This is a genomic window from Vibrio sp. OPT20, from assembly GCF_963889365.1.
Lineage (GTDB): Bacteria > Pseudomonadota > Gammaproteobacteria > Enterobacterales > Vibrionaceae > Vibrio > Vibrio splendidus.
The window spans coordinates 70,336-96,148 of record NZ_CAWPOA010000107.1 but is presented as its reverse complement, the minus strand read 5'-3'; the positions used below and the strand labels follow the sequence as shown (position 1 = coordinate 96,148).

Genomic DNA, 25,813 nt, shown 5'->3' with positions numbered 1-25,813 from the left:
ATAACCAATAGGAATGACCTTAAACGTTAAAATTGCCCTCTATTTCGAACATTCGAGGCACGTGATGAAATTTTTCAATTACAAACAATTAGCGGCGATCAGCAGCGTCACCATGACTATTTTCCTAAGCGGCTGTGCGAGCGTGCCTACACACCCTATCGCCCAAAAAATCGACCAAGAAATGGTGCTAGTTGAAGGGGGTACATTCACCATGGGTTCGAACGATCCTGAAGCGACCAAAGCAGAACGACCAGCGCGAGATATAACTGTAGATAGTTTCTACATTGCGAAGTTTGAGGTGACTCAAGAATTGTTCGAATCGGTGATGGGTTCATCTCTCAGTTATTTCCAAAACCCACAAGTTCCGGTCAATAACTTAAGTTGGCAACAGGCGAACTACTTCGTTGAACAATTGAACGAACTTACAGGTGAAGAATACCGTCTGCCGACTGAAGCTGAATGGGAATTTGCGGCGAAAGGTGGCAACAAGAGCAAAGGCTATACTTACAGTGGTTCCAATAACTTAGATGATGTTGCGTGGTACTCAGCAAATTCTAAAAATAGCGCACATCCAGTCGGGCTAAAGAAGCCAAATGAACTAGGCTTATATGACATGACCGGAAACGTGGGTGAGTTTGTGATTGATGCCTTCGATGACACCTTCTACCGATTCGGTCCAACAGACAATCCTAACAACGCAAAACACAGCGACGTTGGTTTATCACATAAATCGGTTCGCGGTGGCAGCTTTGCTTATGACGAAAACGAATCTGAAAGTTACCGTCGCGACTTCGCAAGCCAATCGATCACTATGTCGGACATGGGCTTGCGTTTAGTTAAGGATGCGAACTAGCTAAAAATACGAGCTAGTTATAGGTGCAGACGGTTATGACTCAATAATCTTCACCAACAATCCTAAAAATACGATTCGCACTGTATACACGTTAGAAATCTGACCAAATATTAGATACCTGACCAAACCTTTGAACTCTGCGGCAATACTGAATAAGGAAACTCTATGCAATACACCAAGCTTTCAGGACTGACACTCGCGTTACTCTGTGCTCTCCCAGCTTCGGCTGCGGAAAAGCCAGATCTAGTCCTTCAAATCACGGTAGATGGCCTGCGCGCAGATCTTATCGAACGATATAAGCATAACTTCGGTGAAGGCGGTTTCCGGTACTTAATGGATGATGGTGCTTACTACACCAATGCGAATTACCAACATGGCAACACGGAAACGATCGTGGGCCATGTGTCGCTTGCAACAGGTGCGCCACCGAGCGTACACGGCATGGTAGGTAACGTTTGGTATGACCGTAGCGAAGAGCGTTTGGTGTATAACGTAGAAGACGGCAACTACAAAATGTTGACCTCTGGCGCGGGTGTCGACAAAGCAACTGAGATCGACCCAACGCAGAAGACAGCACAGGGCGATGGACGTTCTCCGGAGCCAATACTTTCCACCACGTTTGGTGACGAGTTGACGATTTCCAATAGTGGAAAATCAAAAGTGTTCGGTGTATCAGTGAAAGACCGCGGCGCAATCTCATTGGCGGGACACAGTGGTAAAGCCTTCTGGTTCTCCAAAGCGCAATCTGAGTTTGTCACCAGCAACTATTACTACGACGAGTATCCAGATTGGGTATCACGTTGGAACGAGAAAGCAATTGCTGCTCAGTACTCGAAACAGAAGTGGGAGCTCTCATTACCACGTGAGAAGTACACGCTGCAAGAGCACGATACCGAACACAAAGTGAAACTCGGTGACTTCCAACGCACCTTCCCTCACCCTTATGGCCCTGCAAGTTACAAGTACTACAGCACAACGCTAACCGTTAGCCCGGCCGGTGACGAGATCACAGAAAACTTTGCAAGCACACTGTTGATGCAAGAGAAGCTAGGCCAAGGTGAAGTGACTGATTATCTGTCTGTGAGTTTCTCATCAAACGACTACGTGGTGCATTTATACGGCCCTGAAAGCCTAGAAACAGAAGACAACCTAATTCGACTTGATAAGACGATCGCCAAGCTTCTTAAAACCGTTGATAACCAAGTCGGGCTAAAAAATACATTAATTGTATTGTCTGCCGATCATGGTGTTCCTGAATCTTCACCTGCGGCAAATGCGCTTGGCTTTAATCAAGCTCAATACTTCAATAAAGACACATTGCTCTCGAGTGGTGTTGAGAAACGATTGAAGGATGAATTTGGTCTAACCAAAGACGCCATTCGCTTGTACGCACAGCCTTATATCTATCTGAATCACGATTTAATCGCAGAGAAGAAACTTGACCTAGCTAAAGTGCAGGAAGCGATCGCCGATGAAATAGCGAAAGTGAAGGGTGTGGCGTTTGCAGTATCAAGCAGTGATATTGCAGCAAACCGAGTGCCTGATACTCATGTGATGCAGCTAATCAAAAACAACTACCACCCTGCTCGTTCAGGTGACGTGTATGTGGTATTTGCACCGCGTAGTTACATTAACGATATGGAAGGCCTTCAAATCGCCTCTACACATGGCTCACCATGGAAGTACGATACGCATGTCCCTGTAATCTTCGCAGGCTACGACGTTGAAGCCCAGAAGATTTCGCGGGCAGTCACGCCATACGACATTGCGCCAACACTTTCGAACAAACTGGGTATAACCCAACCAAGTGGATCAATTGGAGAGGTGTTACAAGAGGTCACTGAGTAGAGTATACCTCTAAGGTTTCGTGAGCTAGATTTCGAATCCAGCACCCACTCATTAAAAGAGTCGTTTATCATATTCAGACTGATTCAGTCGAAACAGATAAGCGGCTCTTTTTGATCGATAAAGGATAGGTTGAATCTAACCTAGTTCTTACCAGAATATCGAAACGCTTCTCTGGTCAGCTGATCCAACTGGTCATCATTCATCTTGTTGTGCACAACCGTGATACGGCCTAAATAAACCAGTGGGACTTCTGCTTCACGCTCTTCTAAGTGAAACTTGATCGCCTCGGCTGTCGCCACACCAAGATCATCACTCATTCTCATTGGAGTCGCATCCAATTCATCCGTACGAATCTTTTCAATCTCTTTCGCTGTACCGCCCCAACCCGTCACATAGATTTCAGACAACATGTCGGCATTGTTTAATGCATCCACCGCTCCCATGGTCATCGCAGTATTGGCGTTGTGGACCATGGTCACCTCGGGGAAATTACCGAGCACTAAACGAATTCCATCGGCACCGCCTATCTTCTGGTATTGCCCAAAATGCTCATACACTGTTAGCCAATCACCTTTCTGTTCTACGCAATCAATGAAACCTTGCGAGCGTTGGGTATCTGTTATGCCCGGTATCCCACGATTCGCTGAAAATTCTACGTCATTACCGAGCTCTTTCACCACATGGTCACACAGGACATCGGCCCCCATCGCGCTTGAAAAATCGAACCAGCTATCCGGTTGATGTTTCCATTGTTCATTGGGCGTGTGAAAAGCCCAAATAAAGGTTTTGAACTCTGTCGAAGCAGACAGTTTTTGAATATTCTCAGCTTGAATACCCAGTTCAGAAGGGCCAAAAATCACGAAGTCGTAAGGGGTTTCAGAGTTCAACACTTGTTCGGTGTATTGGGTCTGCAATGAGTGCTCAATTTGCCTTGAAGTGAACTCGCTGATCTCAAATGGTAACTCCAAAGCGACGAGCCTTTGCTTCAATGCTGTGTAATTTCTTGTCCAAAAGTCAGAAATATCTGCACTTGGGTAAATTAATGCAATTCTAACCGGTTTTTCTACCGACATTGGAGCCAAAAGAATCGGTTCGCCACTCACAGTCTCTTGAAATTTTTCGAGTTTCTGAGCATCAGCCTCCACCCTCATCCGGTCAGACTTGGCGTACAAAGGGAGGGAAAAACACGCTGTCAGTAGGGTTAGCAAGACGTTTTTACAAATTTGACCCGGCATAACTGTTACCAAATGTTTGAATGTTTATTAACATTATTATAAATATAGAGCGATTATAAGTTAAAGCGTTTTATAAGCCATATGAATAAGAGATTAAATTTTGCGAGTTTGTTGCTCGCTATTACTTGCTACTCTCAGAGTTTTGCGGGTAATCATGAAGACGATTTCTTCCAATATGCTGAAGAAAAAGTGATGCGTGCGGTTTCCAACCAGCGAACGTGGAATGGCCCCACACAAGGCCCTGCTGTGCGCCATGAAAAGAACGTTATTTTTGTCGCGTCTGATTTACGTAATGGTGGCGTTTATGGCGTTGGGAAAGGCATATCTGAAGCCATTTCCAACATCAATTGGCACCTTAGATTCATCGATGGATTAGGCTCAGAAGTGCGCCAAGGTGCAGCTATCAGGAAAGCGATTGGTTTTGAACCTGATGCCATTGTGTTGGGCGGCATTGACGCTGTCCGACACAAAACCATTTTGAAACAAGCTGAAGATCTAGGAATTGTAGTCATTGGATGGCACGCGACTGAACTTGTCGGTGGTAATCCAGAAATAGGTTTATACACCAACATCACCACCGACCCTCTCGATGTGGCGGAAGTGGCCGCGCTACTCGCGATTGTAAACTCAAACGGTCGAGCGAGAACCGTGGTGTTCACCGACCCTAACTATGAAATCGCGATGATCAAAGCCAACGCGATGGTCAATACCATCAAGCGTTGCAGCGCTTGTGATGTACTTGAGCTTAACTATTTACCGCTCGATAAAATTGCCGAGCAAATGCCTGCGACATTAAAGAACCTAGATGAGAAGTACGGCGAGAAAGTCACTCATCTTCTGGCAATCAACGACCTGTACATTGATTATGCTATCCCTTCGTTGGAGTCAAACCTCGAGGAGTACCGGTTGATACCACAAAACATCTCAGCGGGTGACGGTAGCAAGGCCGCGTACAAAAGAATCAATAGCGGTCAATTCCAACTAGCAACAGTACCTGAACCCTTGTATCTACAAGGCTGGCAAATAGTCGACGAACTCAACCGAGCATTTAATCAAATGCCGCCAAGTGGCTACTCTGCCCCTGTGCATCTCGTCACGCCCGATAATGTTGAAGAGCTCATCAGCCAGTCAGACAAAGGCATCTACGACCCTAAAAATGGCTACCGTGAAGCGTATCTGAAAATTTGGAAGCCACAATGAAATTACCTCAGATAAACATCACCCAACGACTCATTATTTCGAACCTGCTTTCGCTTTTGATTGTCAGCTTTGCTGTCATCATGGTGATTCGATCTCTGTATTACGTCGAGTCGACGCTTAAAAACGAAACTTCGACACACGTATCAGACTTGATTGTTAACTCTGAAATCAGCCGACGCGTATTTACGCTCACCTCTCGAGTTAAGTTACTTGAACAGACTTTTTTGTTCAGTGAAACCACACTGTCGGAAGAAGCATTTAATGTGGATTTCCAGCTTCAACGACTCAGAGACCTATCAACTAACGAAGGTTTCTCGCAAAAAATTGATGCCTTTATCGATAACTTCCATCGTTTCTTAGGCAGTTCGCTCGCATTAAATCGAATTCTAAAGCAGACCAATCAAATCGACGCCGCCTTAGCCGAACAGCTTGACCAGCTCGAATTTGCGATAGCCGACAGCAAGCTTAGGCACTTAGACCAACCAAATTTCATTCGTTATAACAATGAATTAGATCTCATCAACATGTTGAGAGAGTCGTTTCTCACCTCAGGAAAAATGGTTGGAGACATTCACAGTCGCATCACGCCAGAAACGGAGAAAGTTCTGCTTATCGAAGTCGAGAAAGAACTCGATATATTCTTACTCCACTTAGAAAACGTTGATATCGAAACGACGGCGGTTATTGCTGAGAAAAAAAGAATCAATCGAACGGTGAAACGATACAACGCCGCTTTGAAGCGCATTAGAGCTAATCTGGAGCAGCGTTGGCTGGTGATGGCTTCACTATTAGTCGCTCAAAGCGACCTGTTGGAGATGGTAGAAAAGACCGAGTCACGCGTACAAAGCCAAGCCTTAGAATTAACCGACCAGCTTGAAAAAGAGATCGGCTTATCAAGACTGAACGCCATTATTATCAGTTTTTCAGCTGTTGTATTATCGATGTTGTTGGTTCACCACGTTGTTCGACACCATATTCGAAAGCCACTCAATGCACTGAGACATGGCTTCGATCGTCTAGAGTCTGGAAGCCTAAAAAACCCAATTAACTTGGGCCGAAGTGACGAATGGTCTCACTTGGAGAAAGCCTATAACGATATGGCTTCAAGGCTATCTAAAGCATACCTAGACCTCACGGAAGAAAAAAAGAACTTCGACTTCCTCGCCCACCACGATCCACTGACCAGTTTGGCAAACCGACTATTGGCAACCAAACAGTTAGATGAAGAGATCAGGAAATCCTATGAGAACAACGCCTCTTTCTTGCTGTTCTACCTCGACATTGACGAGTTTAAGACCATTAATGATTCTTTAGGGCATGCACCAGGTGACAACTTATTAGTCAATGTCGGGCACATATTGAGTAACTTAGTGGGTGATAAAGGATTTGTTGCCCGAATGGGTGGAGACGAGTTCTTGGTTGTTTACTCAAACATTGGGTTAGACGAAGGCGAACCTATCGCAGACCGCTTAAATCAAGCGTTAAGAAAGCCTTATTACATCGATGATAATTCTATCTTTGTATCGGCGAGTATTGGTGTGTGTGAGTACCCCACTCATGGTTTAGATCGTGAAACTCTAATCAGAAATGCGGACACAGCAATGTATCACGCAAAGCGAAACGGCCGAGATCAATATCGCGTCTACGCGGACGAAATGACTCACGAGGTAAATGACTTGATTGAAACCAACATGGGGCTTCATCAAGCCATTGCCAATGACGAGCTTGAAGTCTTCTTCCAACCCAAAGTCAACTTAGACTCGCAAGACATCATTGGTGCCGAGGCTCTAATACGTTGGCGTCACCCTAAGCTGGGCTTATTGCCGCCTGTCGATTTCCTTGAGGTTGCCGAAAAAAGCGATCTCATTATCGACATTGATAAATGGGTATTTAAGAAAGTAGCGAATCTGATTACCGAATGGCAACGCGCAGGAATGGACCTACAGGGCGTAATTTTTTCCATCAACTTCTCAGCGAGAATGTTCTATATGACCGATCTCGCAGACCAGTTACAAGTGATACTCGACGAAACGGATTGTCAGCCTCATCAGCTGCTTCTGGAAATCACAGAAAGGGATATGATGCGAGATTTCGAGACCTGTTCAAGGACCATCGAGGTACTTCATTCTAAGGGTTACAAGATCGCTATCGATGATTTTGGAACGGGTTATTCTTCGTTGTCGGTGTTGAAGAATCTTTCCGCCGATTGCGTAAAATTAGATCGAAGCTTTATTGAAGATATTAACTCGTCAAAAGTAGATTATGAGATTACTTGCGCGGTTCTCAAGCTCGCGCAAATACTCGATTTCTCAGTGATTGCAGAAGGCCTTGAAACCCAGAATCATGTAACGACTCTGCGCCAGATCGGTTGTAAATATGCTCAAGGCTATTTCTTCGCACGACCTTTGCCTATTGATGATTGGGTGTCCTACTTCTTGCTTAACTCAGAACAGAGCCCAAAAGAGGCTTAGCATCCGTTACTTAAATGAAACAATTCAGTAAGTTAAGTTCCTTCACTGATTTATGATTAAACAAGGGCTGCCTTCGGGCAGCACCAAGCGAAACATATCTTACGAGTCCCACCTGACTCTAACTTGTAGGTCAATATCCCGTCCCCTTGTAGTAAACACCGCTTACCTCAGCTCAGGGATACTGGCTTTCTTTCCATTTAAAATTGCGCGAATGCTTTCTATGACCATGCCCTTTAGAAGCTAACTTGATAACTCTTTTGCTGCCGCTTTGAGCTTAGTGCGCAACCACTTATGGCTAGGTTCGTTAGTGCGACTGGGGTGCCAAATCATACACATATCGAGGTCTTCCAATTCGAATGGCAAAGGCAGAGTTTTAACGTCATATTTTTCAGAAAAGCAACGCACCGATGACATAGGTAGCACTCCAATGTAATCAGAGCCCTCAATAACAGGCAGCATCTCAACAACGCCAGCAGCTCGATAGACTATTCTACGTTTTTCAAGGTCACTGTAGTGTTCAGAACTCAATAAGCTTCTACGTGCATGCCACCTAGAGACCACCACATGATCAAGTGATAAAAACTGTTCCATATCGATAGTATCACCAATCGTGGGATGGTCTTTACGACACACCACCACCAGTTCCTCTTTAGAGATCACCTCATGCTTGAGCATGGTTCTTCCTCTTGGCGTCATATCGATAATGACATCATGTCTTTGAAGCCTTAAATCAGACTCGTAATCTTCCGTAAATAGAGGATGAACTTCTAATGCGATACCAGGTGCGACTTGGCTGATTAACTGCATGACTCTTGGCATCATTTCATAACTCGCTGCGGAAACGCAGGCAATTGAAAACACACGGCCAGAGGTTTTAGGGTCGAAATCTCTTGATGCTGATAAGGTAGAAGTAAAGTTTTTCAGCGCAGCAGCCATTGCTGGATAGATATCAATAGCGAATGTGGTTGGCTCTACGCCAGAAGTAGTTCGATGAAACAGTGGCTCGTCATAGATATCTCTCAACCTTGCAAGCGCTTTGCTCACAGCTGGCTGGCTTATATCCATGCGATTAGCAGCCCTAGATAAGTTCTGCTCTTCATAAATAGCGACAAATATAGGAATTAGATTGAGTTCGGTACTTTTCATACAGTTCCATATTAAAGAAGCAGGTTCCCTATAGTAGAGAACCTGCCGATTTTGTTCGATGCGAATGACTAAAGTTTGCTACTTAGTTCTATCTTTTAAGTCTGGTAAGGCTTTAGGGATTTTCAAGCGGTCGAAAATTGAACGAGAATTGCTTGAGTTTGATTTATCACTGGGTAATTTACGTAAGCTTTTCCATAAACGAGTAAATACGTTTTTGTCTTCACGCCCTTGTTGGAGGGATTCACTGTCTTCTAGCCAACGTTTCTGTCCATTCAATTTACCAAGTTGCGCTTTATTCAGTTCTAACTGAGAGGTTTCGTTTCGCAATTGGCGGTAGATAAAGGTTCTTAATGCAGGCCAATTACCTTGCTTAAGTAAACGACGTAGTACCAACCAACCTGATGTTGGGCGGTTCGCATAATAACGTTTAACAGAAACAAAGCACGCCACACTGAATAACAGTGCCAGACCAACGCTAATAAACACTGACATGTAAGCCTTGATGAAAGATTGGACTGTGTGTTTAGCTTCAAACACATTCCCTTTTATCACCACGGTTTCAAGGCGTTGATTCTTGCTGTCCCACCACTGAAATGAAAACTCTGGCAACGTAAATTCACCGCCCTGCTGAATAACATAAACCGTCTCCTCAATTCGACTGGAACGGTAGTTACCACGATCTTGAGTATCATCTAAACGATTAGGTTGCGGGTAAGCTTGGTACTGCTGGGGCGATTCATTGTTCAACACATCCGGCAGTAATACAGACAAACTGTCTTTCGCCTTGATGGTTACCGTTCGAGTAATGGCATCGCCTACTTTTAAGTTTTCACTCGAGCGTTGCCATTGTTGCTCTGTATCTACTTCTGTTGCAGAAAACCAAGGCGATTCATTATCAAGTAAACCTGAAGGCAACGAAGCTTCAAACTTAATTGGCTGCGTGTAAAGCGTGCCGCCAACGTTAGAACCATCAGGAGCAGAAACTTGGACGCGAACCGGCACGGTTGGAATGACAAACTCGCCAGAAGTCATCGGATAGAGCGTCACTTCCCATCGTTGACGCGACCATGTAGTGCCATTGACCCGTTCCGTGTAATTAGTCGCGAGTTGGTTACGTTGCTTAGCGATCACGTTAGGGATTTCGATACTGCCGATTCGAGTCCCTCCCGTTAACCAACGCGGCGTCGCCACCTCAATATTCAGAATTACCTGCTCATTAACGCTCACTTTAGTCGGCGTTATCTTATCGCCTGACTTTGGCTTTTCCCCTACCCAAGCGATAAGCTCAACGTCACCACTTTTTTGGAGATCGAAGATATCGGCAGCAGAAGCAACAAAAGGAGAAAACCAACTCAATATAAGAGTCATCGACAGTAACCACTTATGGGATCTGAATCGCACTCTCTTTGATTGAATGGCTTCAAGAGCTAAATCATATCGACTCATTGGGTTTGCTCCTGTTTTGATACCTGTTCCTGTTTTGACGCTTGTTCGATGGAAGGTGCAGGGTCTCGTAGCTGAATTTGGAATTTAGATTTTAAGAAGAACTTAGGGTCCGCTTCTACTCGTTTTAACCACTTATCGGCAAGCTCTTGGCTACCCAAAATTTCATTGGCATTAAGCGTTTCCTTGAGCATCAATTCCGCTACCGTTTCTTCTTCAGCGCCATCACCCGTTCGTGGCTGATCGTCTTCGAGTTCTAACGACTCTTCAGGGCCATCTGTGGTTCCGGACTGGCTTTCACTGGTTCGGTTTACCTCTTCGACAATTCCACTAAGTACAGCAAGATTGTTTTCGACATCCGTTCTTAGTTCTGGTGACAGATCCTCTTTCTCGCTTAATGATTTCAAAAGGTCTCGCGCCGCAAGATATTCACGCTGTCTGGCTAACGCACTCGCCGCGTTGTATAAACCAAGGTCAGTTTTGGTTTGCAGGAATGCACTGTGAGCGAGCTTAAAATCACGAGCATAATAGTAAGCCGCGCCTTTTCTCATGGGGTCAGTAAAATGTTTTGCAGCTTGAAGGTACTCCTTCTGATTCAACAGGCGTTGACCTTGCTGATCGGGCGTTAACCATAAGTCCCACCACCATTGAGCTGTTTTGTCCCAAGCCGTAACCGACTCCACCACAGCGGGTTTCTCAGCGGTTAAGTTGACGGTTTTCGCCAAAATGCTTGGTGAATACAGGCTGCCCGAAATCACTAGACCAACGACACACCACTGCACCAGCCATCCTTTTCTGAACCACAACAACATGATAATCGCCATTGGGATAAGCAAGCCATAGCCCATGTCTTTCCAAGGCATTGAAGATTCGCCGCTGAGCTGCATGTTTCTTTCAACCGCTCTGTTCAGTTGTTGGATATCCGAATCATCAACGGTCACCTCAACCACTCGTCCACCCGTCTTACTCGCTAAGTTACGCAGTGAATCTAGGTCGACTGGGTTATCGCTCACCACATTACTGTTTCCTGCGGCGAGAATGAGCAACTGATACGGATTGTCGTTAAAGAAACTCTCGTACGCCCTAATGGTGCTTGGGTTTACACCATCTGATACCAGCAGTACAGAAGAGCCTAACTCACCAGACAGTTGTTGATTAATCAATGGCAGTGCTTCTTCTGCTGACTTACCTGATACCGGCATGATATCGGGTGTGATAGCCGCTAGAAACGGTTCGAATACCTTGCTGTCTTGAGTAACGGGCATCGCGACGTGTGCGCTGCCTGCGTAAACAACTAAGCCCGTATTACCGCCTTTCCGAGCTGCTAATAAGTCTCTAATCTTCTGCTTAGATCGTTCCAAGCGACTCGGTGGTAAGTCTTTAGCGAGCATAGATTCACTGTTATCAAGCACAACCAACATCGACGCTTTGTCTTCACCAAAAGGCGAAGCCTCACGCTGCCATGTTGGGCCAGAACAGATAATGATGGCGATAGTTACAATCACCACCAATAGCTTCAATGGCAGCTGCTTACGCCAGCCTGTTTCGCCAATGGTCAATGCATCACGTAAGTGTGCAGGTAGAATGTCTTTCCACGTTGGTTTGGTCTCTTCTCTCCAACGAACCCATAGCAGGAAGAACATCGGAATAAAGGCCAACAACCACAAAGGTCGGATAAAATGAAACTGGGTAAAGAACTGTTGCAGAGTGAGAGAATCAGGCATCATCCTCTCCTTTCAATTTTTTAGTTTTGGAAGCCAAAAGCGATCTTCTACGTAAAGTCGCCAGACTAAAGGCCGTCAAATACATCACAACAACAATCGCCATTAAGTAATGGTGCAGTCCCTGTTTAGGACGATAAGTGGTACTTTCATATAATTGTGGTTCTAGTTCACCGATTTGAGCGTAGGCTTTGGTTAGTTCGTCGCGGTTAAGCGCCTCAAAGGCTTCGCCACCAGACTCTTGAGCCACTCGTTTGATGGTTTCCATATCCAAAGCCACTTCACCAACGGTTTGTGGGTCACCCATGGCGATCACGTGAATACGAACGCCTTTCGCCTTCGCCACTTTGGCGGCATCAATCGGTTCAACAAAGCTTCCCGTATCATTACCGTCGGTTAGTACGATCACGACCTTCTCTTTTTCGTTGGCATCAACACTTGAATCTTGAACGGCAGCACTTTGCTTTTCGCTTTGTTCAAACACCTTAATCGCCAAGCCAATTGCATCACCTAAGTGCGTGCTTTGCCCTGCCATAGCGACATCGGTTTGATTAAGCAGTTCAAGCCACACATCTTGGTCAGCTGTAAACGGTGTTTGTACAAACGCTGCATCACCAAAAAGAATCAAACCGAGTCGATCCCCGTTTCGGGTAGTCGCAAAATCAGCCAGCACTTCTTTGGTCGCGTCCAAACGAGATATTTTATCGCCCCGCTTAGAGGTAAAGTCTTGTTCTGCCATTGAGCCAGATAAATCGACCACTACCATCACATCACGACCTAATTGTTCGCGAACTTGCGGCTCACCAAGAATGGTTGGTTTAGCGAGCGCACACACCACTAATGCCCAAGTAATAATGAGCGTGGTTCGTTGCCACCAGCTTGGTGTTAGCTGGCTTGCCCCTTCAGACGGCGCCTCACCAATCGCTTCAACCAGCTCACTGAAAAACGGCACTTTGATCGCCATTTGTTTGGTGCGATAAGCAGGTACGGCGAAATAAACGAGTAAAGGCAAAGGTAGTGCGATAAACCACAGTGGGTGCGCGAATTCAAAGCTGGCAGATAAACTATCAAACATTATCTTGCCCCTCTGGTTTCGCTTGTACATCTGGTTTATGAATTTTTAGCCACATCATCGCGGTTTGAATCACCTCTAAACGCTGTTCAAAGCTCAAACGCACATTAGGGTCAATTAAGCTCTGCATCCATAATTCTGAGATTTCATCGGCAAAGAACGCATTGCTGTTTTCACTTGTGTTAGCGCTAACAGGCAGATAAGCGTTTAGACGGTTTACATAGGCTTGTCCAAACAGCTTTGCATTACTGCTGTCTAGGTAACGAAGTACCACTTTCAGTACTTTGAAGGTTCGTTCTGTTGAATTTTTGTCTCGTGCATCCAATATCATGAGCTCTTGAAGCGCTTCTTTGCGATAACGGTTATTCCACCATTTCTGCGCCAAACGATAAGCCAGATAGATAGCGACCAATAACAGAATAACGCCAAGGATCTTCCAGCCGATCGTTTGAGGAGCCCAGCTCACACTGTCAGGAATCGCTACATCGTGCAGTTCGCGGAGGATATAGGTACTTGGAGGAGTATGTTCAACAGCCATTTAGCGCCCTCCCACTAGCTTCTGCAGCTGTGATATGTGATTGCCCGACGTGTCTAATTCTATATAAGGGAGGTTTTTCATCGCCATCAATTTAGCAAGGGACTGTTTCTGAAGTGCCGCTTTCTGAGCAAGACTTTCACTCGCGAGGTTTACCTTAGATTGGCTATCCAGATTAAGTTGAAAACGACCATCACCCACCACCCAGTTTGCGCTTGCAAGATCTTGAGGCAATGACTGTTCTAATGGGTCGGTGACCATAATGGCCAAGATATCGTTGTGTTGCTGTAACTGCTTTAGTCGATCGAGATGTTGTTCTCGGCAGTCTCGCCAGTCACTAATGAATATCAAGGTTGATTGCTTGAGTCTCATTCGTTTGATCAGTTCAATCCACTGGCTAAAACCAACACCCTCGCTGTCACTCACACTCACGTCTAAGCTTTGATTAGCCTTGGTAAGATGCTTTAACTGAGCCAGTAAATCAGACTGTGAACGCTGCGCTTTGGTATGAAACAGTTTTTGATGTGAGGCTAAAACGAAGCCGACACGGTCACCATCTTTTAGCACTCGCCACCCACACAGTGCCGCCACTTCGGCAGCCACAACGGATTTCATGGTGTTTTGAGAAGCAAAAAACATCGAACTCCGCTGATCGACACAGATCATCACATTACGGTCTTTCTCTTCGGTGTAACTGCGAACATGCGGCTTCCCCGTTCGCATGGTGACTTTCCAATCGAGATTACGGATATCATCACCCAATTGGTAATGACGTAATTCTTCGAAGTTCAAACCACGACCACGGAACAAAGAGTTATGTCTGCCCGAAAGTACGCTGCCCGCTTTTAAATGAGGTAACAGTGAAAATGACTCAGCTTGAGCCTGAATTCGCACTAACCTTGAATAGTCACAGTACAGTCGAGGATCAAGGCCTTGTGGTTTGGGAGCTTGTGTTGGCTTCGCCATGACGCCCCCTAGTTATCCGATCTCAACATTATCAAGCAGTTCTTCAACCACTCTTTGATGGTCAACACCATCGGCCAATGCATCGTAAGACAATGAGAATCGGTGACCTAATACGGTTGGCAACATGGCACGCACATCGTCTAACGTGACGTGGTCACGCCCTTGCAGCCACGCATAAGCGCGAGCACATTTATCCAATGAAATAGATGCACGAGGGCTTGAACCAATTTCAATCCATTTCGATAAGTCTGATTCTGGATAACGCTCAGGTTTCCGTGTCGCCATTACCAAAGCCACGATGTAGTTCTCAACTAAATCGGAAACGGCAATATCTGGAAGTTGGCGGCGCGCTTCAAGCACCAATTCAGGTTCAATATGTTGTGGAGTGACTAATTCTGAACTCGTTTCGCTACCCAACTCTTCACTGCGCACGAGTCGAATGATGTCGCGTTCAGCTTCATCTTCTGGATAGTCGACCGTGACTTTCATAATGAAACGGTCCATTTGTGCTTCAGGCAGTGGATACGTACCTTCTTGCTCAACTGGGTTTTGCGTAGCGAGCACCATGAATAGATCAGGTAGGATATGAGTTTGACCACCCACCGTAATCGTCCCTTCCGCCATGGCTTCAAGCAGAGCCGCTTGTACCTTTGCAGGCGCACGGTTCACTTCATCGGCTAAAACAATACTGTTGAAAATAGGGCCCGGTTGAAAGTGCAACTGAGGCTTTCCATCAAGCTCTTGATACACTTCTGTACCGGTTACATCTGATGGCAGCAGGTCAGGCGTAAACTGAATTCGACCAAAACTGGTGTTCAGTAGGTTCGCCAGCGATTTCACTGAACGAGTTTTCGCTGTACCGGGAAGTCCCTCTAAAAGCACATGCCCATTAGTCAATAACCCTATCACCAGAGCCCGAACGACGTGGCTCTGACCGATAACACTTTTCTCTGTTTGTTCAATCAGTTGGTTTATTGCTTGTTGCGCATGGTTCATAGGTCTTCCCTTAATTAAATCTGGCTGCGTACATCCTACTCACAAGCCCCATAACTATTAGTTATACACGTGATAATTGTTCATCAGCGCGATAAGTTATAAACGTGATAATTGCTCATAAGCGCGATAATTGGTTACAAGCGGAATAAGCAGCAAGCACCATAGCCAAGCTCACCTCATCGCTTTATTTAAACTTAGCTTTCAATTGGTTAATGGCCTCCGGCGGTGCCACTTTGCTCAGTGATGAAATACATTGCTCAAACGCCTTTGGTACGCCCGGTATATGGCTGTTTCGCGCCAACACTTCACACTGGGCATACAAGTGCTGTGGGTTGCGGCTAAATTGGTAAGCCTTGTGCAGTGATTGACTTGCCGCAAGCACATCCGATTTCTCCAAAGCCAATCCGTACACATACCAATATTGTGGGTCGGTTTGCGCAGTTTCAGCGGCTTGTTTAAGGTAGTCCGTTGCTTGTTCGTAATCTTTCACTCGAAGCAGAGATAACCCTGTGCTGTATGGCAATACACTCGATTTAGGCTGAGCTTCAATACCTTGCTTCAAGGTCGACAGCGCTTTTGCTTCGTTACCTTGCGCACGATACAAATCCGCCAAGTTGGCGTAGCTGTTTTCGAAATAAGGCTCGATTTCGATAGCACCTAGATAAAACTCAATCGCTTTGTCGTGCTGACCTAAATCCCGGTAGACGTTGCCTAGGTTAGTACGTCCAAATCCTCTATCGGCATTAAACTGCTGTATCTCAATGTACTCTTCCAATGCAGGCTTGATTTGGTCTTTCTGCAAAGGATTCATTTCTCCCCAGTAACGTACCAATGCACCTGCGGTTTCTGAACGAATCGACAATACAGGGTCTTTCAGCAGCGGCTCTAGAATCTGCCAACGGTCAGTGAATCGGAAACCAGACGAGCCTTGCACAACGCCCAAACGGATCATTTCATCATCATGTTTCACCGCTCTTGCTAGCGAGATAAGCGTATTCTTACCCGTATTGCCGCCCAAACGTTCTAAGCTCGATGCACGAATGATATTGCTTAAGCTGGAGTCCTGAGCCGAGTATGCCAACGCATCCTCTGCACCTCTGTGCCCTATTGAGTCAGCATAAAAGGCAACGGCAAAATGTTGTTGGTTACGATACTTAGAATCTGGGAACCACTCACCGATTTGCTTATCTGCCCACTGGTCAGTTTGGTCTTCATGACAGCTAGTACACACGTTCGGCGTTTTAATATGTTGGCTAATATCAGGACGCGGGATATGCCAACTATGGTCACGTCTTGGGTCGACCTCCATGTAAGTCGTTTCTGGCATGTGACAAGTGGTACATTGTGAAGCTTCGGTATTCGCCTCGTGGAAGGTGTGCTTTTCAGGCGTGTACTCTGATGCAATGTGACATTGGCTACACACCGCTTCTTCGGCAATTTTTAGTTCAGCGGTATGGGGATCGTGACAGTTAGTACATGTGACGCCTTTTTCAGCCATCACTGATTGCAAGAAAGATCCGTAAACGTAATCTTCATCGTAGATTTGACCATCGTTATGGTAAAGCTCAGGAGTAATCAAACTTAGACGATACTTATCAAAGAAAGACCCGTTAACGTGGTCACCCGTTTCATTTAACTGAGTACGTCGGCTGTGGCATTGCGCACAGGTTTGAACTTGATTGGTATGGATGATGTCTTTTGGTTGCAGGGTTGAGTTGCCCTCTTGGTAGATCCACTCTTTGACCGACTTCGACAAGTCGCGATCAAAACCATAATGCGCCGAGACTTGAGCATCCTTTCCGCCGCTGGCTTTTGCTGACTGATCTTTGGTCAATTGAGCTTTTGCTAGCTGGGCTTGTTTAACGTGCTCGCTTGCAGGCCCATGACAGGCTTCACAACCGACATTAATCTCAGACCAAGTAGTGTTGTAAGTATTACTTGCGCTGTCGTAGTTCTTTTCTAGGTTCGTTGAATGGCAATCAGCACACATGAAGTTCCAGTTTTGACCGCTATTGGTCCAGTAGAATTCATCAGTGTTGGTGGTATCCGGGTAGAGGTTAAACCAGCGTTGACCGCCTTCGCCCTCAGTGCGAGAGTCCCAAGCGAAAGGAATCAACTGTACTCGACCGTCTTCAAACTCAACCATGTACTGTTGTAATGGTTCAAAGGCAAAGGTATAGCTGATTTTGTAATCTTTGAATTGCCCGTCTGGGCCTTCGATATTGACCCAGAACTCTTCACCCTTGCGAAAAAATCGGTTGGGTTTACCGCTATGAGTGACCGTTTGATCGTTGAAATCGCCTAATACAGATTCATCTGCAGCGTGTTTCATCGCCATGTCATGATGAGAGCCCTGCCACGCTTCGACTTCTTCACTATGACAATCAACACAAGCTTCCGATCCGACATACGTGGCTTTAGAGCCGATAGGTAAAACATCAGAGTTAGCGTGTGAAGCTACAGAACTGAGCTTTGAAGCCTCAGTGTTGCTATTAGGATCTTGCTCGTTGGCATAGGTGCTCAAACTGAACAGCGACAACATAAGTGGAGACAAGATTACGGATAATACTGCGACTCTCTGGTGTTTCAATCCGTTCACTAGCGAGCACAACCATGCAGACATAACATTCCTTGTTTTTATACATCCTTATGCTTACTAAGGTAGACGTAAAAACGACTAAAATACAATTATTTAGTGGCAATGAGCACGATAGTTGTGATTCATATTCACGACCGGGATTTACTCATCGATATGCGCATAAAAAAAGAGCTCCTAGGAGCTCTTTCGTGTTATCAGTTTCATCAAGCTATCAGTTTCAATAAACCAAAGCTTACTTATTATGGTTCTCTTGAAGTTTCTCCATAACCTGATCCAAGCTAAAGCTTGCTGCTTTTTGGCGTGGTGGGTATTCGGCAAACGTTTCTAAGAACTCGCCTACATACGCTTGCGCAGGAACGAACATATAAGCATGGTCTAACAACCAGTCATAATAGGTATTCGAAGTAATATCTGCGTTTTCGTATGGGTCCATACGCAGGTTAAACAGCTTAGGAAGACGTAACGTCACGAACGGTTCAGACCAAATCTGCATGGTACCCGTTGCACGTTGCTCCATGAACACCGCTTTCCATTGGTTGTAACGAAGCGCCGCTAAATCGCCATCATCGGTAAAGTAGAAGATCTCTGAACGACGGCCTTTTTCTTCTTCACCCGTTAGGTAAGGAAGGAAGTTATAACCATCTAAGTGAACCTTAAACGTTTTATCACCGGCAGTATGACCTTTCAGCAATTTCTCTTTGATTTGGTCATCACCAGCAGCGGCAACGAAGGTTGGCATCCAGTCCATGTGGTGCATGATTTCATTGGATACGGTTCCAGGTTCAATCTTACCAGGCCAACGGACCATTGCTGGTACACGGTATGCGCCTTCCCAGTTAGTGTTTTTCTCACCACGGAACGGGGTTGTACCCGCATCAGGCCAAGAGTTCATGTGTGGGCCGTTATCCGTTGAGTAGAAAACGATGGTGTTGTCTTTGATTCCCAACTCATCCACTTGCTTCAATAGTTGCCCAACGTGTCGATCATGCTCAACCATACCATCAGCGTAATTACCGACACCGGTTACACCTTTACTATCGGCTTTCACGTGCGTTCTAAAGTGCATACGTGTTGCGTTCCACCAAACGAAGAATGGTTTGTCCGCTTTCACTGCGCGATCCATGAAATCAAGTGCCGCGTCTAGTGTTTCTTCATCGACCGTTTCCATACGCTTACGCGTCAGTGGACCCGTATCTTCTATCTTGCCATCAGCGAATGACTTAATGACACCACGCGGACCGAACTTCTTACGAAACTCAGGATCGGTTGGGTAATCTTCATTCTCTGGTTCTTCTTCAGCATTCAGGTGGTAAAGGTTGCCAAAAAATTCGTCAAACCCGTGTGCTGTTGGAAGGAATTCATCTTTATCGCCAAGGTGGTTTTTACCAAATTGACCTGTCATGTAACCCATAGGTTTCAGCATTTCTGCGATTGTCGCGTCTTCCGCTTGCAAGCCAATGTCTGCGCCCGGCAAGCCTACTTTACTCAAACCCGTTCGTAATACACTTTGTCCCGTAATAAAGGTAGAGCGACCCGCAGTACACGATTGTTCAGCGTAATAATCGGTAAACATCATCCCTTCTTTGGCGATGCTATCAATATTAGGCGTTTTGTAACCCATTAAACCAAAGGTGTATGCGCTAACATTAGACTGTCCAATATCATCCCCCCAAATCACGAGAATATTTGGTTTTTCAGCTGCGAATGTGGTGGTGGAAGCCGCCATCATCGCCGTACCCAAAATTGCTAAACGACGCTTAACGCCATATTTCGCTGTCATAGAAACCTCTTCGTAAGTTATTTGCATCCTGCCCTACAACATATAGTCCATTTTTTAAACATGCGCGAGGTTCGCTAAGCTATTAATCTTTTTGTCATTTTTCATTCAGATACAGGTGCAGAAGTTATCGATAAGGTTTACGGCGACAAACATGATAAGGATCACACATGTTATCTAAGGGTTTCTGGCAACCATTAGCCTAAATTCAATTTAATCAGTAAGTTAACCATGCATCATAACGATTGGTTATAAGCACTATAAAAGGACGTAACGGAATTTTGAGAATAACATTTACTCATCGATGCGTTGTTCTAACGCATTAATCTTAAAAGTGAATCGGAGTCCTTATGGGTACTAAAATTAATAAACTAGCATTAGGTGTTGGCTTATTAGCAGCTTCTTCAGCGGCAACAGCAGCAGAAAAACCAAACATTCTTGCTATCTGGGGTGATGACATTGGTGTATTCAACATCAGTGCATACAACAACGGTATGATGGGTTACGAAACACCTAACATCGACCGTATTGCTAACGAAGGCGCACTATTTACTGACCACTACGGTCAACAATCGTGTACTGCTGGTCGTGCTGCATTCCTAACCGGTCAAGAACCTTTCCGTACAGGTCTACTGACTATCGGTATGCCAGGTTCGGACCACGGTATCCCTGATTGGGCTCCAACGATCGCAGACCTTCTTAAAGAACAAGGCTACATGACAGCTCAGTTCGGTAAGAACCACATGGGTGACCAAGACAAACACCTTCCAACAAACCACGGTTTTGACCAGTTCTTCGGTAACCTGTACCACCTAAACGCGGAAGAAGAGCCAGAGACATACTACTACCCTAAAGACCCTGAGTTCCGTAAGAACTTTGGCCCTCGTGGTGTAATCAAATCGACTTCTGACGGTAAGATTGAAGATACAGGCCCTATGACGCGTAAGCGTATGGAGCATGCGGATGAAGAGTTCCTAGAAGAATCTCTAGCATTCATGGAAAAAGCAGTAAAAGCTGACAAACCATTCTTCATTTGGCATAACACAACACGTATGCACGTGTGGACTCGTCTACAAGAAAAATACCAAGGCGCATCGGGTATCAGCATCTACGCTGATGGCATGTTAGAGCACGATGACCAAGTGGGTATCCTTCTAGACAAGCTTGATGAGCTTAAGATCGCAGACAACACTATCGTCATCTACTCGACCGATAACGGTGCAGAGACAGTTTCTTGGCCTGATGGCGGTGCTACTTACTTCCACGGTGAAAAAGGTACAACTTACGAAGGCGGTATGCGTGTTCCTCAGCTAGTTCGCTGGCCTGGTACTATCAAACCGGGAACTAAGATCAACGATATCATGGGGCACCAAGACTGGATCCCTACTCTACTAGCAGCCGCTGGTGATGATAAAGTGGTTGAGAAACTTGCGTCTGATAAAGGTGCAACTTACAACGGTAAAAACTGGCGTGTTCACCTAGATGGTTACAACTTCCTACCTTACTTCCAAGGCAAAGAAGAGAAAGGCCCTCGTGACAGCATGCTTTACTTCTCTGCTAACGCTGAGCTAAACGCAGTTCGTTGGAATGACTTCAAGATTTCGTTCGCAGTAATGGACGGTAACATTGTTGATGCAGTTCGCTTCCAACCAAACTGGCCTCAAGTAGTTCACCTACGTGCTGACCCATTCGAAAAAGCACCACACGAATCGGGCATGTACCTACGCTGGATGGCAGACAACATGTGGCTATTCGTACCAGTAGGCGGCAAAGTACAAGAGTTCATGAACACGCTACCTGACTACCCAATGCAGCAAAGCCAAGTGTTGAACCCTGGTAACTTCAACCAAAATGCTTACATGCTTCAAGGTAAACTTAAGCAATTAGAAGCGGCAGCAGCGCAAGCTAAATAAGTCCTTCTAGACCATGTAATTCAAGCAGTTTAGAAAGTACATGATGTAATACCAAAGCCGTGGTCACTCTATGCAGTTACCACGGCTTTTCTACGTCTGGCACTTGTTTTCTGTATCTGCATCAGTATCTGTATCTTAAAAATCCGAGTTTTATACAACAAGGTCTTTTCGAATTGACCGTTAGGTCACTAACTTACCCTACGTAACGCGTTGTTTCTAACGATCCCTATTCCTTGTCATTCAACGATTCAATGACTTCATCTTGCTCCTATCCTCTTGTTACACCATCTTCTTGCAACATCACCACTATGAAACTAAGTTTATAAATATACGCCTCTCATCCACAGGGTGAATAAGGTTTAAATCAGAAGGATTCTGACTTGCCAAAATTATCTAAACTAGATGGAACTAATACTATGAAAACGCGATATTTAGCAGTAATAAGCATCACTGTCATTTGCGTTTCAATAGGCCTACTGGTTTATGACGCCGCTTCTTTAAAGATGCACGCCTCATTTGAGCACCAAGAAAATCACTCTCATGCAAACGACCATGATGAGTCATACTCTTCAGAACACGACTCAAATACAGACTCACAAGACGCCCAACAAGCGGCATTTCCAGATCAACAAATATTCCCAATTCCAGATTCGACCGAGATTAACAATGAACTTGCCAAGATAGGTTGGGCGCTATTCAAAGACCCTAACTTATCGTCGAACCGAAGTGTCAGCTGTGAAAGTTGTCATAGCCTGCAAACCAATGGCGCTGAAGTGATTCCTGTTTCCATTGGCGTAAATGGAGCGGGAATGCGAAATTCACTCACCGTTTTTAACGCTGCCTTTAACTACCGATTTTTTTGGGATGGTCGGGTGAATAACCTTGGCGATCAAATCGATGGTCCAGTACATAACGTTGACGAAATGGATTCAAACTGGAAACACATTACGGACTATGTCTCTCAATCGGAGACTTACATCAGCCTATTCAAAGAACAATCGACAACCATCAACGAAGTTTCGATTAAGGCTGCACTTATTGAGTTCATGCAAGGGCTAACCACGCCTGATTCTCCTTTCGACCAGTACTTGCGAGGCGATCATTCAGCGCTGTCTGATAAAGCCAAGCGAGGCTGGGAGACCTTTCAAAAGCAAGGCTGCATTCGCTGCCACCAAGGTACCAATATTGGCGGAGGTATGGTGATGCGATTTGGCTATTTTGGGTTATCAAAAACGGGCTCAGAACGAAGTGAAGACCAAGGTCGATTTATGTTTACAGGACAACCACAAGACAAGCACCTCTTCCGTGTCGCCAGTTTAAGAAACGTGGCGATCACTGCCCCCTATTTTCATGATGGTCAAACTGAAACGTTAGAGGAAGCCATCAAAATCATGGGGGAAAGCCAACTCGGTAAAACATTTGAAAAGCAAACCATTAGTGAGATTAAAACATTTCTAGAAACCTTAACGGGCAGCCGCCCTCAGATGTTAGTGGAGTTTGAAAATGAATAAAATCAGACTCATCTTTTTGCTGTTTTTCTCGCTATTCTTGGCTTTGGTTAGCTTAATTATATTGACCTATTCTGAGCACGGGAAAGTATCGGAATATGGAGAATCTGTTCGAGAGCTGGGGCATGAAGTTTTAGAGATGCGCGATCAGATAACCAACGCTGCTCTCGTGGGCATTTCGAATCCTTACCAAATGTCGGCTGATTTAGTCAGACTAGAAATAGAACTGCAAGAGCTAAAGGATAGCTATAAGGGGGAAAGCATCTACTCAACGTTCTTTCAAGACTTACAAACCACCCAATTACTTGAGCGTTTCCACAAGGCCTCGATATCCAATGTCGATACGCTCGACAAGCTCGTCGGGTTGAGTGTCGCTCGTCAGTTCATACTGCAATCCCTAACGCTGCAACTCATTGATAGTAATTCAGCAAACCATCGAAAAGCAGCAAGGGTACATGATTCAGAAAAACTAAATGTTCTCTCTACACCGGAGCTCAACATTCAAAGTGAGTTACTTGCTAGCGTGTTATTTTCAGGGAGCCAAATTCAACATCAAGAGATTAGCTCAGAGTTGGCGGACCTGTCTGAAACGTTCGCTGAACTCAATCAGCAACAAAATGTACTGTTATCTCAAGTTCTTTCGGTGCATAACATGGAGTATCTTGAGCAAATTGAACATCAATTCACCGACCTTCAAGACCAACTAGAAGGCGTGATTGTCAAACTTATCATCACACTCGCGCTATTAACCTTCGCTTTCTCGTTCGCCATATTTATCTTCCGAGTCTTTGAATTAAAACGAAACAACCTTGCCTATCAAGAAGCCGCAGACAAAGCAGAAAAAGCCAACGAAGCGAAGTCCTTATTCCTTGCCACCATGAGTCACGAGCTAAGAACGCCGATGAATGGCGTACTAGGTATCGCTCAAATAATCAAAGAGGACTCGCAAAGCGCCGATACCCGTCAACAAGCACAGATCATCATCGATTCAGGCCAGCATCTTGTCACCATATTGAATGATATTCTTGACTTTTCTAAGGTTGAGCAAGGAAAAATGGAGCTTGAATATAGCCCTTTCTCAGTGGCAGATGTGGTGACACATCTTGATAAAACCTTGACGCCTCTTGCAGAAGACAAAGGCCTCGCTTTTACCATTAAAGATAACATCCCTACCCATATTCAGTTGATTGGTGACTCTGCACGTACACGTCAGATCTTATTTAATTTAGCAGGGAATGCCGTCAAATTTACTGAGTCAGGAAAGGTTGAAGTGGAATTCTTGATTGCACCAACCACCCCACCAAGCGTGAATATCTTAGTGACTGATACAGGTATTGGCATCTCAGAAGACAAGACCGACCATATATTCACGGCATTTGAACAAGCCGAGATATCAACGACCCGTAAGTTTGGTGGGACAGGATTAGGGCTTTCCATTGTCAAGCAGTTAGTCGAACTGATGGGTGGCACCATCACGGTTACCAGCCGGCTTAATTTCGGTACTCGATTTACTATCTCGCTTCCGCTTGAAATGCGCGAACTTGAAGAACAAGTCATCGATCAAACGCCAACCAAAACCAATAAGACTCTCGATGACTTCTCAGTATTGTTAGTCGAAGACAACAAGATCAACGCAATGGTGATTAGGAAGTTCTGTGAATCTATCAACTTAACGGTTGAGAACGCCTACGACGGTTTACAAGCCTTAGATAAATTAGTTTCAAACCAATATGACCTGATCATCATGGATAACCACATGCCTAACATGAGCGGCATTGAGGCAATTCAAAAAATCCGTAACGAACTCAAGCTGACTACCGTAGTTTTCGCATGCACAGCCGACGTATTTAAAGAAGCACACGATGAATTTATCATGTCAGGGGCTGATTTTGTTCTCACCAAACCATTACAGAAAAACAGCTTACAAAACGCCATCAATGAGTTTCATGACCAATTTGAGGGTAACCGACATAACTTGGCCAACGCACATAACCTTTTAACCAAAGGTGCAAGCAATATAACCATGTTAACCCGTCATCCCCAAAATAAACTGCCACTCACTGAGGAAGAACTGTCGCGTAGCCAATTCTTAGCTAACGATGAGCTCAAATCAGACGAGAAGCTCAAATGCTTGACGTCTCTCGTTGATGAGCTAGAAAACGAAATTGATGAATTGATAGAACTGTTCTCGAGCGCCAGACCCGATGACTTAAATAAAACGTTAAACGCGGTAATAAGCATTGCGTCAAAGTTTGAAATGACGGAAGTACTGGAACTCGCAACTTTCGCTGAACAGATAGCAGAGCGTCATGTCATGCCAGAAGCTGAGTTGCTCCAACAACTGATCAACCGCCTGATGGTCAATAGCCATCAAGCTACGCGCCTAATAAACAAGCTTAATCAACAACGTAAAACGGGCTAAGTGAGATATCACATGACATGGAACTTTAATTTACCCAATACGCGATCAAATATGCTCTTAGCCCTTGGTGCAACCATCATTTTTGTGGTCGACTATCATGTACCTTTG

The 25,813-nt window shown here is 45.2% G+C and carries 17 protein-coding genes; 7 read left to right on the top strand and 10 right to left on the bottom strand.

The window, feature by feature from the left end; translation table 11 throughout:
- Positions 1-64 precede the first annotated feature (64 nt).
- Positions 65-853 carry a formylglycine-generating enzyme family protein gene (locus AACR09_RS23510; RefSeq protein ID WP_193835794.1) on the top strand — a complete coding sequence of 263 codons (789 nt, stop codon included), beginning with the start codon at positions 65-67 and terminating at the stop codon, positions 851-853.
- A 165-nt stretch (positions 854-1,018) separates the two neighbouring features.
- Complete coding sequence (locus tag AACR09_RS23505) at positions 1,019-2,701, top strand: alkaline phosphatase family protein (protein ID WP_193835793.1); 1,683 nt, start codon at positions 1,019-1,021, stop codon at positions 2,699-2,701.
- 140 nt (positions 2,702-2,841) lie between these two features.
- Here the strand turns inward: AACR09_RS23505 and AACR09_RS23500 are convergent, their stop codons facing one another.
- Positions 2,842-3,936: a substrate-binding domain-containing protein gene (locus AACR09_RS23500; protein ID WP_193835792.1), complete on the bottom strand. Its 1,095-nt coding sequence runs from the start codon at positions 3,934-3,936 to the stop codon at positions 2,842-2,844.
- Between the two features lie 81 nt (positions 3,937-4,017).
- On the opposite strand from AACR09_RS23500, the gene AACR09_RS23495 reads away from it, so the two are divergent.
- Positions 4,018-5,136: a substrate-binding domain-containing protein gene (locus tag AACR09_RS23495; protein ID WP_102497672.1), complete on the top strand. Its 1,119-nt coding sequence runs from the start codon at positions 4,018-4,020 to the stop codon at positions 5,134-5,136.
- The gene (locus AACR09_RS23490) at positions 5,133-7,607 is read left to right on the top strand and encodes an EAL domain-containing protein (protein ID WP_193835791.1); all 2,475 of its coding nucleotides are present in this window, start codon (positions 5,133-5,135) and stop codon (positions 7,605-7,607) included. The genes AACR09_RS23495 and AACR09_RS23490 overlap by 4 nt, the downstream gene beginning before the upstream one ends.
- Positions 7,608-7,847: 240 nt before the next feature.
- Here the strand turns inward: AACR09_RS23490 and AACR09_RS23485 are convergent, their stop codons facing one another.
- From AACR09_RS23485 to AACR09_RS23445, 9 genes are all read right to left on the bottom strand, one after another.
- Positions 7,848-8,753 carry a LysR family transcriptional regulator gene (locus AACR09_RS23485; RefSeq protein WP_004730495.1) on the bottom strand — a complete coding sequence of 302 codons (906 nt, stop codon included), beginning with the start codon at positions 8,751-8,753 and terminating at the stop codon, positions 7,848-7,850.
- 78 nt (positions 8,754-8,831) lie between these two features.
- Positions 8,832-10,199: a BatD family protein gene (locus tag AACR09_RS23480; protein ID WP_193835790.1), complete on the bottom strand. Its 1,368-nt coding sequence runs from the start codon at positions 10,197-10,199 to the stop codon at positions 8,832-8,834.
- Positions 10,196-11,920, bottom strand: coding sequence for a VWA domain-containing protein (locus tag AACR09_RS23475; protein WP_193835789.1), 1,725 nt, complete (start codon positions 11,918-11,920; stop codon positions 10,196-10,198). The genes AACR09_RS23480 and AACR09_RS23475 overlap by 4 nt, the downstream gene beginning before the upstream one ends.
- Complete coding sequence (locus AACR09_RS23470; RefSeq protein WP_193835788.1) at positions 11,913-12,992, bottom strand: vWA domain-containing protein; 1,080 nt, start codon at positions 12,990-12,992, stop codon at positions 11,913-11,915. Before AACR09_RS23470 ends, AACR09_RS23475 begins: the two co-directional genes overlap by 8 nt.
- Complete coding sequence (locus tag AACR09_RS23465) at positions 12,985-13,527, bottom strand: DUF4381 domain-containing protein (protein ID WP_086051061.1); 543 nt, start codon at positions 13,525-13,527, stop codon at positions 12,985-12,987. The genes AACR09_RS23470 and AACR09_RS23465 overlap by 8 nt, the downstream gene beginning before the upstream one ends.
- A complete protein-coding gene (locus tag AACR09_RS23460) occupies positions 13,528-14,490 on the bottom strand; it encodes a DUF58 domain-containing protein (RefSeq protein ID WP_017080116.1) in 963 nt (320 codons plus the stop codon).
- Between the two features lie 12 nt (positions 14,491-14,502).
- The gene (locus AACR09_RS23455) at positions 14,503-15,486 is read right to left on the bottom strand and encodes an AAA family ATPase (protein ID WP_004730485.1); all 984 of its coding nucleotides are present in this window, start codon (positions 15,484-15,486) and stop codon (positions 14,503-14,505) included.
- A gap of 184 nt (positions 15,487-15,670) precedes the next feature.
- Complete coding sequence (locus AACR09_RS23450) at positions 15,671-18,109, bottom strand: tetratricopeptide repeat protein (protein WP_193835787.1); 2,439 nt, start codon at positions 18,107-18,109, stop codon at positions 15,671-15,673.
- Positions 18,110-18,317: 208 nt separating this feature from the next.
- Positions 18,318-19,865, bottom strand: a complete 1,548-nt coding sequence (locus tag AACR09_RS23445; RefSeq protein ID WP_004730481.1) for an arylsulfatase — start codon at positions 19,863-19,865, stop codon at positions 18,318-18,320.
- 347 nt (positions 19,866-20,212) lie between these two features.
- On the opposite strand from AACR09_RS23445, the gene AACR09_RS23440 reads away from it, so the two are divergent.
- The 3 genes from AACR09_RS23440 (at position 20,213) to AACR09_RS23430 (ending at position 25,705) form a co-directional block, all read left to right on the top strand.
- Positions 20,213-21,775, top strand: coding sequence for an arylsulfatase (locus tag AACR09_RS23440; protein WP_004730480.1), 1,563 nt, complete (start codon positions 20,213-20,215; stop codon positions 21,773-21,775).
- Positions 21,776-22,191: 416 nt separating this feature from the next.
- Positions 22,192-23,286: a cytochrome-c peroxidase gene (locus AACR09_RS23435; RefSeq protein WP_193835786.1), complete on the top strand. Its 1,095-nt coding sequence runs from the start codon at positions 22,192-22,194 to the stop codon at positions 23,284-23,286.
- Positions 23,279-25,705, top strand: a complete 2,427-nt coding sequence (locus AACR09_RS23430; RefSeq protein WP_193835785.1) for an ATP-binding protein — start codon at positions 23,279-23,281, stop codon at positions 25,703-25,705. The genes AACR09_RS23435 and AACR09_RS23430 overlap by 8 nt, the downstream gene beginning before the upstream one ends.
- The last annotated feature ends 108 nt before the right edge of the window (positions 25,706-25,813 follow it).